Consider the following 15,377-nt stretch of genomic DNA (forward strand, 5'->3'; position numbering starts at 1 on the left):
ACCGGCGCCGGAGCGACCGGCGCCCGAGCGACCGGAGTCGCCACCGGCGCGGCCCCCGCCGGAACGGCCGGAGTCAGAGCGGCCCGAGTCGGAGCGGCCGGCGCCGCCGGTGCGGCCTGCGCCACCCGTGCGTGCAGCCGAGGCGGCGGTCTCTCGGATGGGGGAGGCGCGGAGGCGCCCCTTCGACCCGACCGGGATGTTCAGGTCGGCGTAGAGGTGCGGCGACGACGAGTAGGTCTCCATCGGAACCGGCGTGCCGAAGTCGAGCGCGGTGTTGATCAGCGTCCACTTGTGCATGTCGTCCCAGTCGACGAACGTGACCGCAATGCCGGTCTTGCCCGCACGGCCGGTGCGTCCCACGCGGTGCAGGTAGGCCTTCTCGTCCTCGGGGATGGTGTGGTTGATCACGTGGGTGACGTCGTCTACGTCGATGCCGCGCGCGGCGACATCCGTGGCGATCAGGATGTCCTTCTTGCCGGCCTTGAAGGAGGCCATGGCGCGTTCACGCTGTTCCTGGTTGAGGTCACCGTGCACGGCCGTGGCGTTGAAGCCGCGATCGCCGAGCTCCTCGACCAGCTTGGCGGCGGCGCGCTTGGTGCGGGTGAAGATCACGGTCTTGCCGCGCCCTTCGGCCATCAGGATGCGGCCGATCACCTCGTCCTTGTCCATGTTGTGCGCGCGGTAGACAAGGTGCTCGATGCTGGCCTGCATCAGGCCCTCGTCGGGGTCGGACGCACGGATGTGGATCGGGCGGTTCATGAACCGGCGCGCGAGGGCCACGATCGGGCCCGGCATCGTGGCCGAGAACAGCATCGTGTGGCGGGTGGACGGCGTCTGCGAGAACAGCTTCTCGATGTCGGCGAGGAAGCCGAGGTCGAGCATCTTGTCGGCCTCGTCGAGCACCATCTCGCTCACGTTGGCGAGGCTGAGCAGGCGCTGGCTGGCGAGATCGAGGAGTCGGCCGGGGGTGCCGACGACGATCTGCGCGCCAGCCTTGAGAGCCTCGATCTGACCTTCGTACGCCTTGCCGCCGTAGATGGAGACAACCTTGGTGTTGCGGTTGCTGGATGCCATCTCGAGGTCTTCGGAGACCTGCACGCACAGCTCGCGGGTCGGGACGACGACGAGTACCTGCACGCCGGGGGCGGGGTCGAGCCCGAGTCGCTGGATGATCGGAAGGCCGAAGCCGAGGGTCTTGCCGGTGCCGGTCTTGGCCTGACCGATGATGTCCTGGCCGCTCAGGGCGAGGGGGATGGTCTGCACCTGGATGGGGAAGGGCTCGGTGATGCCTTTATCAGCGAGAGCCTGAACCATGTCCTGGTCGATGTTGAGTTCGGAGAAAGTCACGAAATATTGCCTTGTCATTAGCTGGAAGCGGGATGCGCCCGTCTTTTGCTTCGGGCACCTGGCCATCGATCCATGCCGATGGCGTGGTCCTAGCCTATCGGGCGGCCCTGTGAAGTCTCTTATACCGGACCCGGACGCGCCGATTCGCCCAGCGTGGGCCGGAACCCGCGGTGCCGGCGCGACACTGTCCTAAGCTGGGCCTGTGATCATGTGGACTGGTCGACGCGGGAAGCGCGTGGAGGCACCCCGGCAACCGGCGCGGCGGGCACGCCAGTCGACCACGAAAATGGACATCGCCGGTTTCACGCCGGAGTTGCTGCCCTACCTCGGCCAGGCGGCGTACTTCCAACTCGGCATGTTCGAGAACCTCGCCCTGGCCATCGCGATCGCTCCGGACCTCACCGCGAAGGAGGCGCTGAGCGTCGCCGCCGGCCGGGCCCTCGCCAAGCACCAGGGGCTCGTGGCCGAGATCCGTCGCCGCGGCGGTGAGCCGTCCGAGGTGATGGCCCCGTTCGCGCCCCACCTCGACGCGTTCCGCGGGCAGACGGCCGGCGCCGACTGGAACGAGCTGCTGCTCAGCTGCTATCTCGCCGGGGGACTGCTCGACGACTTCTTCATCCGGCTGTCCGACGGGCTGCCCGGCGACGTGGGCCCGCGGGTGGCGCACCTGCTCGGCCAGGATGCCGGCACGGAGGTTCTCGTCACCCATCTGAAGGCCGCCATCGGGGCCGCCCCGGCGCTTGGGTCGCACCTGGCCCTGTGGGGACGACGCTTGGTCGGGGACACCCTGCTGGTCGCACGCTCGGCTCTGCCGATGGAGGGCATCACCGCCGCCGAGTCCCGGATCGAACCCGTGTTCACCGAGCTCATCGCCGCGCACACGCGGCGAATGGACGGGCTCGGCCTGACCGCCTGACCGCCGGCCCCCGCCGCCCGGGAGTCGTCGTCACGCGCCGGCCGGGTGCCCGTCGCGCATCAGGGTGTGCAGCATCCGCTCATCCCCGGCGGTGCGCGTGCGCACCAGGGCCAGGTCGGCTGCGACGGATGCCAGTGCGGTCACCCCGAGGGTGACCCACCAGATCCAGCCACCGTCCCAGGGCACGCCGAGCCAGGTCAGCGCCACCCAGACGACGGACGCGACCATGGTGCCGATCGCCGGGACGAGGACAGCGCCGTGTGCGCGGCGCCCCGGAATGGCATACCGTGCGGCAATCCCCAGAACCGCACCGCCGAGGGCGATGAAGAGCAGTTCCACGGTTGGTCAGGCGACGAAGCCGACGCGGCGGGACTCCTCGGAGCCCAGCTCCACGTACGCGAGCCCGACGGTCGGAACGATGTAGACCTTGCCCTTGCTGTCGGAGAGCTTCAGGTACCCGGTCTGTCCGGCGAGGGCGGCAGCGACCGTTTCCTCGACCTCGTTCGCGGGCTGTGAGGTCTCGAAGCCAATCTCACGGGGAGAATTGAAGATGCCAATGCGGATATCCACCAGATGCGCCTTTCGTTGCCTAAGCGCCCAGATTACGACAGAACCGCGTACCGGGCCGACATCGTTCACTGTCGGCGCAACCCGTTACGTTTGAAAACGTGACAACCCTGGGATTCCCGCTTCGTACCGAGCAAGAACCGGTCGTTCTCGACGACTCGCAACGCGCCGTTCTGGCGCTGGTAGCGCAGCCTGCCCTGCCCGGTGGGCGACGCCACATCCCGGGAGTCGGCGCCGCCGTGATCGGCGCACCCGGCACCGGCAAGACCACCACGCTGGTCGAACTCGTCGCCGAGTGCGTGCGCGACCACGGGTATTCGCCCAGCGAGGTGCTTGTGCTGGTGCCCACTCGCACGGGGGCGACGGCCCTGCGCGACCGGCTCGCGCTGCGCCTCGGCGTGCCCACCAACGGCCCGCTGGCCCGCACCGCGAACTCGGTCGCGTTCCAGATCGTGCGGGATGCCGTGGCCCGGGCGGGAGGCGCGGCTCCCACCCTGCTCACCGGCGGCGAACAAGACCAGATCATCGCCGAGCTGCTCGAGGGGCACCGACAGGACCACGCCGAAGCGCAGCAGGCCGAAGCGCAGGGCGAGTCGCAGCACATCGAGTCGCACCCTGAGTCGCGGCACGCCGCACCGGACTGGCCCGACACCCTCGGCGCCGAGGTGCGCAGCCTGCGCGGGTTCCGCACGCAGCTGCGCGACCTGATGATGCGCGCCGTCGAATACGGCGTCACCCCGGAGGCGCTCGCGGCTCTCGGCCGCAGCGAGCAACGCCCGGAGTGGGTGGCCGCGGCCGAGTTCATCCGCGGCTACGACGACGTGAAAGACCAGTCCCGCCCCGGCCAGTACGACTCCACCGAACTGGCCCAGTTCGCCGCGGCCATCGTGGCCCGGGCCCCGGCCGGTTCCGCGGCGCTCGGCTCGCTCGGCGGCCTGCGCCTGATCCTGCTCGACGATGCGCAGGAACTTACCCAGGCCAACCTGACCCTGCTCGCGCAGTTCGCGGCGCGCGGCGTGGGCGTCATTGCGTTCGGCGACCCCGATATCAGCACCGGTTCCTTCCACGGCGCCCACCCGGATGCCCTCGGCCGGCTGGGCGCGTACCTGTCCGGCGCCGTACTGCCGACCCTGGTTCTCAGCACGGTGTACCGGCACGACGCGGCCATCCGCGGGGTGGTGCGGGAGATCACGCACCGCATCGGCGCGGCCTCGGCCGGCACTCAACGGTTCGCCGTCGGCGTGGCCGACCCGGCCGCGCAGGCAGTCCAGCCTGGAGGACAGGCGGACCAGGCCGAGCCTGCCGGGGAGCCGAACCCCGTGCAGACCATGCTCGCGGACAGCCCCGCCGACCAGCTCGCCGTGATCGCCCGCCGGCTGCGGGAGCGGCACGTGCTCGGCGGCATTCCGTGGGGTCAGATGGCGGTCGTCGTGCGCAGCGGCTCGCTCGTGCCCGCCCTGTCCAAGGGGCTCGCCGCGCTCGAGGTGCCCACCCAGGTGTCGTCGGCGCAGACCGCGCTCCGCGACGATTACGCCGTGCGGGCCTTCATCCTCGCGCTCGAACTGACCCTGGGCCGCACACCCCTGGGGCCCGAGGAGGCGACCCTGCTGCTCCGCGGCCCGCTCGGCGGCCTCGACCCGATCACCCTGCGGCGCCTGCGTGCCGCGCTGCGCCAACAGGAACTCAGCAGTGACCGGAATCGCTCCGCCGACGAGCTCCTGGTGGAGGCCCTCGGCGACCCCGGCCTGTTCGCCGCCATCGACAACCGCACGGCCCGCCGGGCGGCCAGCTGCGGGGAGAGCCTCCGGGCGGCCGCCGTGGAATACGCTGCCGGCGCCACGATCGAGGAACTGCTCTGGGGTCTTTGGCAACGAAGCGGCCTCGCCCGGGAGTGGAAGGACCAGTCCACCGGCACGGGCATTGTCGCCGACGAGGCCAACCACAACCTCGACGCCGTGGTGGAGCTCTTCTCCGCCGCGCAGCGCTACGTGGAGCGCACCCCGACCGCCCCGCCGGTTTTGTTCCTCGAACACCTTGTCGACACCGACGTGCCCGAAGACACCCTCGCCCCGCGCGCGCTGGGCGACGCGGTCGTGGTGTCGACCCCGAGCGGCCTGATCGGCCGTGAATTCGACGTCGTCGTCATCGCCGGGGTGCAGGAGAACGTCTGGCCCGACCTGCGCATCCGTGGTTCGCTGCTCGGAGCCGGCGACCTGGCCGCGCTCGCCGCCGGCCGGCGCCCGGAGGAGGCCGGCGCCCGCACCACCGTGCTGCACGACGAGCTGCGCATGTTCGCCCAGGCGGCCAGCCGCGCCCGCAGCGAACTGCTGGTGACTGCCATCGACAACGAGGAGAACCAGCCGTCGGTCTTTTTGCGGCTGCTGCCGAAGCCCGCACCGCACACGGCTCCGGAGCCCGGCGACATCAGCCGCTACCCGCTCTCCCTGCGCGGCCTGGTGGGCCGGCTCCGCCGGGATTTGACCCGGGGCACCGCGGCCCACGGCGACGAGGCCGCGAGCCGGGCCACGGATGCCGCAGCGACCCTGGCCCGGCTGGCCCGGGAGAACGTGGTCGGTGCCGCCCCCGACCAGTGGTACGGCCTGAACGAGCCCAGCACCGTGCGCCCGCTCAACGACCCGGAGGTCGGCGACGCCCCGGTGCGCGTCTCGCCGTCGCGGATGGCGGCCTTCGAGACCTGCCCGCTGCACTGGGTGATCGGGCAGGTCGGCGGCGGCACGTCCAACACCGCCGCGAACCTCGGCACGATCATCCACAAGGTGTTGGAGGACTCCACCACTCATAGCCCCGACGCGCTCTGGAAGGGCGTCGAGGCGCGCTGGGGTGAGCTTCAGTTCGACGCCGACTGGCAGTCCCGGGTGCAGAAGGTCGAGGCGCGCGCGTTGACCGACCGGCTGGCCTCCTACCTGCTCGACTTCGAACGCGGCGGTGGCAGCCTGCTCAGCGCGGAGGGCACCTTCCAGCTCGACGTCGACGGCGCCGTGCTGTCCGGCACGGTCGACCGGGTCGAGCGGCTCGGCGACGGGCGGGCGGTCATCGTCGACCTGAAGACGGGCCGCGGCGACCCGATCAGCGACGCCGGGGTGGCCCTGCATCCGCAGCTCGGCGCCTACCAGCTCGCGTTCAGCGAGGGTGCCATCGAGGGCATCCCCGCCGGAATGCCGCTCGCCGGCGCTCGCCTCCTGATCGTGTCCAGCGGCACGGTCAAGCAGAATTACCGAAATCCCACCCAGCCCACCTTCAGCCCTGAGGAGCTTGCGGCCTTCCGCAGCCGGGTCGGTTGGGACGCCGCCGGCATGGGCGCCGCCACCTTCCTCGCCGAAATCAGTTCCCACTGCCTCGACCCGCGCTCGCACGGGTCCTGCCGAATCCACGTCATCAAGCAGGTCAGCTCATGAACCAGTCCGTCACCCCGCCGCCCATCTCGGCCCGCCAGATCGCCGCGACGCTGGGCATGTTCCCCCCCACGGACGAACAGCAGGCCGTGATCGAGGCGCCGTTGGCGCCCACCCTCGTGGTGGCCGGGGCCGGCAGCGGCAAGACCGAGACCATGGCCAACCGGGTGCTCTGGCTGCTCGCCAACGGGCACGCCCGGCCCGACCAGATCCTCGGCCTCACCTTCACCCGCAAGGCCGCCGGCGAACTGTCCGAGCGCATCCGCGACCGCATCGACCAGCTCGACGCGCAGGGGCTGCTGCCCAAGCCGCCGGCGCCCGCGGCGGGGGCGGTCACGATCGATTCCTCCGACCTGTTCAACATGCCCACGGTGTCGACGTACAACTCGTTCGCCAGCCGCCTGTTCACCGACAACGCCCTGCTCCTCGGGCGTGAACCCGAGTCGGTGCTGCTCAGCGAGACCAGCGCCTGGCTGCTGGCCCGCCGGGTGGTGATCGAGCACGGCGACAGCCGGCTCGTACCCTTCGGCAAGAAGATCGACGCGGTGACGGATGCCGTGCTCGCCTTCAGCCGTTCCCTCGCCGAGAATCCCCCGCCCGTCGTTCCGGGCGTTCCGGCCGCGCCGCACGACCTGACCGGCCTCTCCGCCGGCTTCGGCTATCTGCGAGACCTGCCCTACGGCAACCCGCGCAAGAAGATCCCGTATGCCTCGGTCGCCGAGTCGCTCGCGGCGGTGGAGCCGCTGCCGGTTTTGTTCGAGCTCGCCGAACGTTTCGCAGTGGAGAAGCGCCGGCTCGGGCTGATCGAGTTCTCCGACCAGGTGGCTCTCGCACTGCAGGTCAGCCAGAAGGCCCTGCAGGTCGTCGCTCGCTACCGCGACCAGTACCGGGTGGTGCTGCTCGACGAATACCAGGACACGTCGGTGCTGCAGACCGAGCTGCTGCACACCCTCTTCAGCCGGCATCCGGTGATGGCCGTCGGTGACCCACATCAGTCCATTTACGGCTGGCGCGGGGCCAGTTCGGCGAACCTGCTGGGTTTCTCGCAGAGCTTCGCCGGACTCTCCAACCGCCAGTCGCCGTCGATGAGCCTCTCCGTCACCTGGCGCAACCCGGTCACGGTGCTCGACACCGCGAACGCGCTGGTGGCGCCGCTGAGCGAGGCGCTCCGGGCCCGGCCCGACGGCATCCAGGTCGGCACCCTCGCGGTGCCGGCCGGCAAGGCGAACGGGCGGGTCGAGGCGTCGATGCTGGAGACTATCGCCGACGAGGCCCGGGTCGTGGCGGACTGGTTCGCCCAGCGCCTCACCAGCGGCACCGACAAGACCGGCGCGATGCTCTTCCGGGCCCGGCGCGAGATGGAGTTCTTCGCCGAGGTGCTGCGGGAGCACGGCGTCCGCGCCCACGTGCTCGGCCTCGGCGGCCTGCTCTCCACCCCGGAGGTCACCGACGTCATCTGTGTGCTGCGGGTCGTGCACGATCCCGCCGCCGGCAGCGAACTGGTGCGACTGCTCGCCAGCGGTCGCTACCGGGTCGGCCCCCGCGACCTGCAGCACCTCGCGGCCGTGGCGCGCTGGCTGGCGGCACACGACTGGGCCCAGCAGGCGGTGACGCGGGAACTCAAAGACAAGATGCGGGCATCCGTCGCCGTCGACGAGGGCGCGTCGCTCGTCGACGCCCTCGACTTCGTGGCTGCCGCCCCCGAGACCCACGGGCAGCTCGCGGGCTTCAGCGACACCGGCCGGGCCCGGGTGCGGGCCGCCGGCCGCCAGCTGGCCTGGCTGCGCGCGCGGGCCGGCCTGCCGCTGCTGGACTTCGTGCGGCTGATCGAGCAGGAGCTCCTGCTCGACGTGGAACTCGTCGCCAACGAGGCCAACAGCCTGGGCCTCGCGAACCTCTACGCTTTCCACGACACGGTCACCGCCTTCCTTGCCAGCGACGAGGTCGGCAGCCTCGCCGGTTTCCTGCGCTGGCTGGGCAGGGCCGCCGCCTCCGACGACCTGGGCCCGCGGGTCGAGCCGGGCGAGAGCGGCACCGTGCAACTGCTCACCATCCACGGGGCCAAGGGGCTCGAGTGGGACTATGTGGCCATCCCCAACCTGACCGAGAAGAGCCTGCCGGCGCAGACCCGGGACGGGGCCGGCTGGCTGAAGTTCGGTGAGCTGCCCTACCCGTTCCGCGGCGACCGGGCCGAGCTGCCCGAGCTCGCCTGGCAGGAGCATGAGACCCAGCTGTCGTTCGACACCGAATTCCACGCCTATAAAGTGCAGCTCGCCGCCCGCCACGACGACGAGGAGCGGCGCCTGATCTATGTGGCCACGACCCGCGCCCAGCAGGAGCTGCTGCTCACCGGTTCATACTGGGGCGGCGGCAGCACCGTGCGCGCCCCCAGTCGGTACCTTGAAGAGCTCGCCGAGGCCGGGCTGATCGCCGCGCTGCCGGAGGGCAGCGAGTACGGTGAGAAACCCGACACCGGGGAGGGCGTCGACGAGCACTGGCCCTTCGACCCGCTCGGCACGCGGCGGCCCCTCGTCGAGGCCGCAGCCGCCCGGGTGCGCGCCGAAGCACAGACCGAGCGCGACACCCGGTGGTCCCACGCGGTCACCCTGCTGCTCGAGGAACGGATGCTTCGCCTTGCCGGCGCGGGCCCCGTCCCGCTGCCCACGCGCATTCCGGCTTCGCGGTTCAAGGACTACATCGACGACCCGGTGGGGGTGGCCGCCGCCCTGCGCCGCCCCATGCCCGAGCGACCGTACCGGGCCACCCGGCTGGGCACCCTGTTCCACTCCTGGGTGGAACAGCGCGCCGGCGGGGCGTCGGGCGGCGACCTGATCGACGCGGACGAGAGCGAACTGGATCTGGGTGACCAGGGCCCCAACGCCTTCGACCTCGACCTCGACCAGAACCAGCCGCTGGAGCAGGCCCAGCTCGAACGGCTGCAGCGCACCTTCGAGCAGTCGCCGTGGGCGTCGGTGCAGCCCGAAGAGGTCGAGATCGAGATCCACCACGTGCTGGCCGGGCAGGTCTTCGTGTGCAAGCTCGACGCGGTCTACCGCACCGTGACGGGCTACCAGGTCGTCGACTGGAAGACCGGACGGGCGCCTTCGAGCGCCGTGGACCTCGAGCTTAAGCAGACCCAGCTGGCCCTGTACCGGCTCGCCTATGCGCGCTGGAAAGGCATCGACCCGGAGATCGTCGACGCGGTGTTCTACTTCGTCGCGGACGACACGATCGTCGCCCCGGACCGGCTCTACTCCGAGGAGGACCTGGTGCGGGCCTGGTCGTCCGTTCGACTGAGGGCGGTGTCGCCCACGGTTTCGCCCACGGTGTCGATCGCGCCGGTGGTGGCATCGTCGGACGAGGACGAGGACGATGACGATGACGAGGCCGATGACGACGAGCCTGGACCCGAACCGGAGCCGGTCTCGTCGTCGTCCTCGAACTCGCCGCCGAACTCCGACAGGTTGTAGGCGTCGGTGTGCATGGAACCGCCCAGGTCGCGGCGGGGGATGCCGCGCGGTGTGGACTTGAGCATGCTCTCCACCCCGGCAACATCGAGGATCGGGCCGGTGTCCGGTGACAACGGATGCGACGTAGCCTGGTGCACGTTGTCCACCAGACCGTCGAGCATGGCCACGGCGTCGTCGACGATCCTCTGGCTGCGTGTGTCCGTGCCGTGCAGTAGCCAGCGGGCCAGCTCCAGCTCGGCGTAGAGCATCGCGCGCTGCGTGATCCTCGGGTCGTTGCCCTGGCGAGCCGACGCGTACGACGCGACGGCGGTCTCGCCGGACGTCCCGCGGGAGGCAAGCAGCCAGTGCAGGTCGCGGGCCGGGTCGCCCACGCTCAGGGCAGACCAGCCGAGAACCCCGGAGACGGAGTCGTCGGTGATCAGGAACGAGTCGGCCGACAACGACCCGTGCACCACGCAGGGCGCGAACTGCCAGAGCCCGTCGTCGTCGGTGGCCTGTTCCCAGCGGCGCAGAATCGCGGCGGGCAGGTAGCCGGTGGTGGCCGCCCGGTCGATCAAGGCGATGGTACCGGTACGGCATTCCTGAGCGCTCTGCTGCGGCAACCCGGCGGTGCCGACGAAGGCCGTCGGCAGTGAGTGCACCGCGGCGATGGCGCGGCCGATCGAACCGGACACGCCCGCGTGGCCGGTGAGGGCATCCGCGTCGAAGGAATCGCCCTCCAAAAACTCGTAGACGACGGCCCGGGTGCCGCTGAGCGGCGCCTGGCCCACGAATTGCGGCACGTCGAAGGGGAGCCGGCTGCGGTTGCCGACGGTGAGCGCGCGCAGGGCTACCAGATCGGCGGACTGCTCGGTTTCGGCGGCCTGTGAGGCGGGGACCCGGATGATGAGGGCACGGTCGTCGCGGTCGATCAGCAGTGCGGATTCGAACGCGCCGCTGGCTCCTCGAGAACGCGCGACGGTGCCGTGCAGACGGACCTGGACGACGTCGAGACCGGGGACGGCGGCAGTGGCCAGCGCGGCTAGAGTGAGAGGGGATCTGACCATACCTACTAGGTTAGGTCGACTTCCCCTCGGCGCGGTTGTTCGCCACGCCTCGACACAACTTCGGCAGTCTGTCCGAGACCGAGGAGCACCATGTCGTTTGCGTTCACCTCCCGTCTGCCGCTTTCCCGTCACGCGGTCGACCGTGACGGCGAGGCGCGCGCCACCCCCGGGTTGCTCAACACGCTGCAGACGGATGCCGGCACGCGCCTGCTCGTGCTGTGGCGTGGCTCCGCGCTGATGGAGGCCGCCGCCCCCGCCAGACTGCGCCTGCTGGCTCCCGACCGAGTTCCCGCCGGCGAGTTCCGGCTCTACCTCGGCCGTTCCCTGGCCGAAGATGCGCCGGAGCCCGTGGGCACCCCGCTGGTCGCGGCCGTGCTGACCGACGAGGAGGCCCTGGCGCTCGAACCCGACGAGTCCCTCTGGGTGTCCCTGCGCTCCGTGGCGACCGCCCTATCCGACCGCGACGCGGGACTGTTCACCGAGACGCTCGGCGTCGTGAACTGGCACGACTCCCACGCCCACTGCCCGCGCTGCGGCACGGCCACCCTGGTCGAGAACGCCGGTTGGACGAGGCGCTGCCCCGACTGCGGCGGCCAGGTGTTCCCGCGCACCGACCCGGCCGTGATCGTGCTGATCACCGACGCCGACGACCGCATCCTGCTCGGCTCGAACGCCCTCTGGGAGGGCAACCGCTACTCGCTCCTGGCCGGTTTCGTCGAACCGGGCGAGTCGCTCGAGGCGGCCGTCATCCGGGAGATGTTCGAGGAATCCGGCCTGCGCGTGGCCGACCCGGTCTACCTCGGCTCCCAGCCGTGGCCGTTCCCGGCCTCGGTCATGTTCGGCTTCACGGCCCGGCTCGCCGACGGCCAGGCCCCGGCGGCTCTGCGCCCCGACGGGGAGGAGATCCTTGACCTGCGCTGGTTCAGCCGCGACGAGCTACGGGCCTCCGGCGACGTCATCATCCTGCCCGGCCGTTCCTCGATCGCCCGGGCGATCATCGAGCACTGGCTCGGCGAACCCCTCGACTTCGGCCCCGACACGGTGCACGGATGGCGCTGACCGCCGGTTCCCTGCTGGCCGGCCTCGACGACCAGCAACGGGTGGCGGCCGAGGCGCTCGTGGGTCCGGTGTGCATGCTCGCCGGCGCCGGCACCGGCAAGACCCGGGCCATCACCCACCGCATCGCCTACGGAGTGATGACCGGCGCGTACTCGCCGAACCGGGTGATGGCCCTCACCTTCACGGCCCGCGCCGCCGCGGAGCTGCGCGGCCGGCTGCGCCAACTCGGCGCCGGGGGCGTCGCCGCCCGCACGTTCCACTCGGCGGCCCTGTCGCAGCTGAACTATTTCTGGCCGCACGTCGTCGGCGGCCAGGCTCCCCGCATCCTCGACGGCAAGGGTCGCCTGCTCGGGCACGCCGCCGAAACCCTGAAGCTCAAGCTGGACACGGCAACCCTGCGCGACCTGGCCGCGGAGATCGAGTGGCGAAAGACCTCCGGAATCGGCATTGAGGCGTATGGGGCCGGCATCGCCAAGCGCAGCCTGCCCGGCCGGCTCGACGTGGACCAGGTGCTGGCCATGATGGAGTCCTACGAGCGCCTCAAGGACGACCGCAAGCAGATCGACTTCGAGGATGTGCTCCTGGCGATGGCCGGGATGATCGAGGCCGAGCCATCCGTCGCCCTGCAGGTGCGCGAGCAGTACCGGTTCTTCGTCGTCGACGAATACCAGGACGTCTCCCCGCTTCAGCACGACCTGCTCTCGCTCTGGCTGGGCCAGCGCCGTGACCTCTGCGTCGTCGGGGACGCCAGCCAGACCATCTACTCCTTCGCGGGCGCCCGCAGCGACTACCTGCTCGACTTCCCCAAGCGGTGGGAGGACGCCACCGTCGTGCGCCTCGAGCAGAACTACCGGTCGACGGGGTCGATCGTCGCCACCGCCAACCAGCTCATGCGCGGGCGGACCGGCGCCCTCACCCTGCGCGCCCACGCCAGCGAAATCGGCACCGAGCCGGGCGTGCGCGAGTACCCGAACGACATGGCCGAGGCCCGCGGCGTCGCCCAGAACATCGTCGAGCTGATCGAGGGCGGCACCCGCCCGGAGGACATCGCCGTGCTGTTCCGGGTGAACGTGCAGGCCGCCTTCCTCGAAACGGCCCTCGGCGACGTCGGGGTGAGCTATCAGATCCGCGGGTCGAAGCGCTTCTTCGACCTGGCCGAGGTCAAGCAGGCGGTGATGCAGCTGCGCGCGGCATCCGTCTCGATCATCGGCGAACCGCTGTTCAAATCCGTCAGCGACGTGCTGCGCTCCCTTGGTTGGAGCCAGAGTGCGCCGGAGGCCCAGGGCGCGGTGCGCGACCGGTGGGAGTCGCTGAACGCGATCATGGGCCTCGTCGACCAGGCAGCCCCGGAGACCACATTCCGCCAGTTCACCGACGAGCTGATGGAGCGCCAGGCCGGCCAGCACGAACCCACGGTGTCCGCGGTGACCCTGGCGACGCTGCACTCGGCGAAGGGCCTCGAATGGGACGCCGTCTTCCTGATCGGTCTGTCCGAGGGACTCGTGCCGATCAGCTACGCAGGCACCTTCGAGCAGATCGACGAGGAACGCCGGCTGCTCTACGTGGGCATCACCCGGGCACGCAAACGGCTGTCCCTGAGCTGGTCTGCCGCGGGCCACCAGCAGCGCAGCCCCCGGGAGCGTTCCCGGTTCCTGTCCGAGATCGGCGCCCGCGGCGTGCGTGCGCCCACCGTCCGCGGTACCTGAGACCGGCGCGGGGTAGCCTCGGGGCGTGCCTACTTTTCCGTTCACCCGCCTGGCTGCGGTGCCCTACGCGCCGTTGCTGGTGACGCAGGCACGCCGACTGCGCCGCGACACGCCCCGGCTGCCCGACGCCGCCCTCCCGTGGACCGGTTTCCGGCCCGGCCCCGACCCGCTGCGCATCCTCGTGCTCGGCGACTCGACCGCTGCCGGCGTGGGCGCCGAGACCCAAAGCGAGGCCCTGCCGGGCTGGATCGCCCACGAGGTTGCCGAGCGCTGGGGCCGCGGCAGCACCTGGCGGGCGATCGGTGAGAACGGCGCCACGGCCCGGGACGTGCGCGCGCGCTTTGTGACGGACGCCGCCGCCGTGCCCTTCGACCTGGCCCTGCTGACCATCGGTGCGAACGATGCGCTGGGGCTGCGCTCCCGAAACGCCTTTACGAACGATGTGCGCCGAATCGTGCTCGCCCTGCGGGCCGCGGCGCCGCAGGCGGCCGTGCTCGTGTCGCTGATGCCGCGCTTCGACCGCTTCGCGCTGTTGCCCGAACCCCTGCGCGCCACCCTCGCGCGGCACGCCGCGAGCCTCGACACCGGCGCCCGCCTGGCCGTCGACGGCCTCGACGGGGTCGTCGCGATCCCGACCCCGCCGCCCTACGTCGAGGGCTTCTTCGCCAGCGACGAGTTCCACCCGAGCGCGCTCGGCTACCGCCTCTGGGCCCGGTTCGTCTTCGACTCAGCGCCCGGCCTCCGACTCGACGAACCGGTCGGCTGAGAGCACCTGATGGCCCTGCTCCGTTCCCTGGATGGCCTGAGCGGTGCCCCGGGATCGGGAAAGTCGACCATGAGATCCGGCTCGCCCGAGCCTGATCTGGGCCCCGGTCTGCGACCGGGTCTGACCTGGACCTGTCCGGTCAGTCCCGGGCGGGGCGCCCGGCCCCGGGCAGCGCGGTCACGTTCCCGGGAACGGTGCGGCAGCCGCACCGCTCATGCGGCCGGTAGCCACGACGTTTGAGCGAGCCGGACGCCGCGTCGAAGACGAGCGCGGTCTCCGTGAGGGTGGACCGCCCGAGGACCAGCCGGTCGTGGCCGATCCCGGCGACGAGGGCGGCCACATCGATGCCGGCCCGGGGGGTTTCCGTGGGTGCCCGGCGGCTGAGCAGCTGGCAGGCCAGGGCGGCCCACGACGGGTCGGAATCCATGTGCGCCAGCTCGAGGCAGTACAGGCAGGGGCCGACCCCCGGCTCGACCAGCGGTCCGATCCGCACCTCGCTGTCGCTGAAGACCACGGGCAGGTGCGGGATGTCCCGGCGCAGCCAGCGCCCGTGCCGCTCCGGTTCTAGGGCGTAGTGACCCAGTACCACGGCCAGCCCGGTGCCGGGGTCGTCGGCCTTGGCCAGGGTCAGACCCAGGGTGCCGATCAGGGTGCGGATCAGGTCCGCCGTGAGCCCGCGCCCGTCGACGCAGATTCTGGGCGGCGGTGTCACGGCGACCGGTTCGGGAATCCGGGCCGGGCCCGGACCAGTCTCCGCGGTGACCAGAAGAGCCGGCCGCAGGGCGCGGAGCATCGCCAGGACGGCCTCGTCGGAGGCCCCGCCCTCACGCCCGATCATCAGGGCTCCGGAGCGGGGAACCCCCACGAACAGGGCCGCGAGCACCCGTTCGAGTCCCGGGCTCAGGGCGGTGATCAGGACCAACGGGCGGTCGACGCCGACCTGGATAATGTCGGGCGTGCGCCAGACGACCGGATACCGAGGGTCGAGTCGAAGTGTCATTCGGCGATGATGCCGCACTCGGCACGGGCCCGCGCGAGTCATCCACAGCCTCGTCCCACAGCCGCCGTTCAGCACGGCGCGGCCGTT

The 15,377-nt window shown here is 71.1% G+C and carries 10 protein-coding genes and 1 pseudogene; 6 read left to right on the forward strand and 5 right to left on the reverse strand.

Features of this window, described 5'->3' with window-relative positions; translation table 11 throughout:
- The coding region (locus E3O62_RS02830) for a DEAD/DEAH box helicase (RefSeq protein ID WP_134397481.1) at positions 1–1,347 on the reverse strand (1,347 nt) is incomplete at its 3' end.
- 286 nt (positions 1,348–1,633) lie between these two features.
- On the opposite strand from E3O62_RS02830, the gene E3O62_RS02835 reads away from it, so the two are divergent.
- Complete coding sequence (locus E3O62_RS02835) at positions 1,634–2,263, forward strand: ferritin-like fold-containing protein (RefSeq protein WP_174720100.1); 630 nt, start codon at positions 1,634–1,636, stop codon at positions 2,261–2,263.
- Between the two features lie 30 nt (positions 2,264–2,293).
- Here the strand turns inward: E3O62_RS02835 and E3O62_RS02840 are convergent, their stop codons facing one another.
- Together E3O62_RS02840 and E3O62_RS02845 are read right to left on the reverse strand one after the other, a co-directional pair.
- Entirely contained in the window at positions 2,294–2,602 is a 309-nt protein-coding gene (locus tag E3O62_RS02840; protein ID WP_134394772.1) for a hypothetical protein, read from the reverse strand.
- A gap of 6 nt (positions 2,603–2,608) precedes the next feature.
- Complete coding sequence (locus tag E3O62_RS02845) at positions 2,609–2,833, reverse strand: DUF3107 domain-containing protein (RefSeq protein WP_104101050.1); 225 nt, start codon at positions 2,831–2,833, stop codon at positions 2,609–2,611.
- Between the two features lie 98 nt (positions 2,834–2,931).
- Between E3O62_RS02845 and E3O62_RS02850 the strand changes: the two genes are divergently transcribed.
- A complete protein-coding gene (locus tag E3O62_RS02850) occupies positions 2,932–6,246 on the forward strand; it encodes an ATP-dependent DNA helicase (protein WP_134397482.1) in 3,315 nt (1,104 codons plus the stop codon).
- Complete coding sequence (locus E3O62_RS02855; protein ID WP_134397483.1) at positions 6,243–9,713, forward strand: ATP-dependent DNA helicase; 3,471 nt, start codon at positions 6,243–6,245, stop codon at positions 9,711–9,713. The genes E3O62_RS02850 and E3O62_RS02855 overlap by 4 nt, the downstream gene beginning before the upstream one ends.
- Before the next feature lie 290 nt (positions 9,714–10,003).
- Here the strand turns inward: E3O62_RS02855 and E3O62_RS16980 are convergent.
- A pseudogene (locus E3O62_RS16980) lies at positions 10,004–10,759 on the reverse strand (phosphotransferase); the annotation flags it as partial.
- 90 nt (positions 10,760–10,849) lie between these two features.
- On the opposite strand from E3O62_RS16980, the gene nudC reads away from it, so the two are divergent.
- Genes nudC through E3O62_RS02875 form a run of 3 tightly spaced genes read left to right on the forward strand, consistent with a single transcriptional unit; the run spans position 10,850 to position 14,290 of the window.
- The gene (nudC, locus tag E3O62_RS02865; RefSeq protein WP_134397485.1) at positions 10,850–11,818 is read left to right on the forward strand and encodes an NAD(+) diphosphatase; all 969 of its coding nucleotides are present in this window, start codon (positions 10,850–10,852) and stop codon (positions 11,816–11,818) included.
- Positions 11,809–13,524: an ATP-dependent helicase gene (locus tag E3O62_RS02870; RefSeq protein ID WP_134394767.1), complete on the forward strand. Its 1,716-nt coding sequence runs from the start codon at positions 11,809–11,811 to the stop codon at positions 13,522–13,524. Before nudC ends, E3O62_RS02870 begins: the two co-directional genes overlap by 10 nt.
- 25 nt (positions 13,525–13,549) lie before the next feature.
- Positions 13,550–14,290: an SGNH/GDSL hydrolase family protein gene (locus tag E3O62_RS02875; RefSeq protein WP_134397486.1), complete on the forward strand. Its 741-nt coding sequence runs from the start codon at positions 13,550–13,552 to the stop codon at positions 14,288–14,290.
- A gap of 139 nt (positions 14,291–14,429) precedes the next feature.
- Here the strand turns inward: E3O62_RS02875 and E3O62_RS02880 are convergent, their stop codons facing one another.
- Positions 14,430–15,290, reverse strand: a complete 861-nt coding sequence (locus E3O62_RS02880) for a hypothetical protein (RefSeq protein WP_134394765.1) — start codon at positions 15,288–15,290, stop codon at positions 14,430–14,432.
- Positions 15,291–15,377: the final 87 nt, after the last annotated feature.

Origin of the sequence: Cryobacterium sp. TMT2-15-1, from assembly GCF_004402345.1 — a bacterium.
GTDB classification, from domain to species: Bacteria; Actinomycetota; Actinomycetes; order Actinomycetales; family Microbacteriaceae; genus Cryobacterium; species Cryobacterium sandaracinum.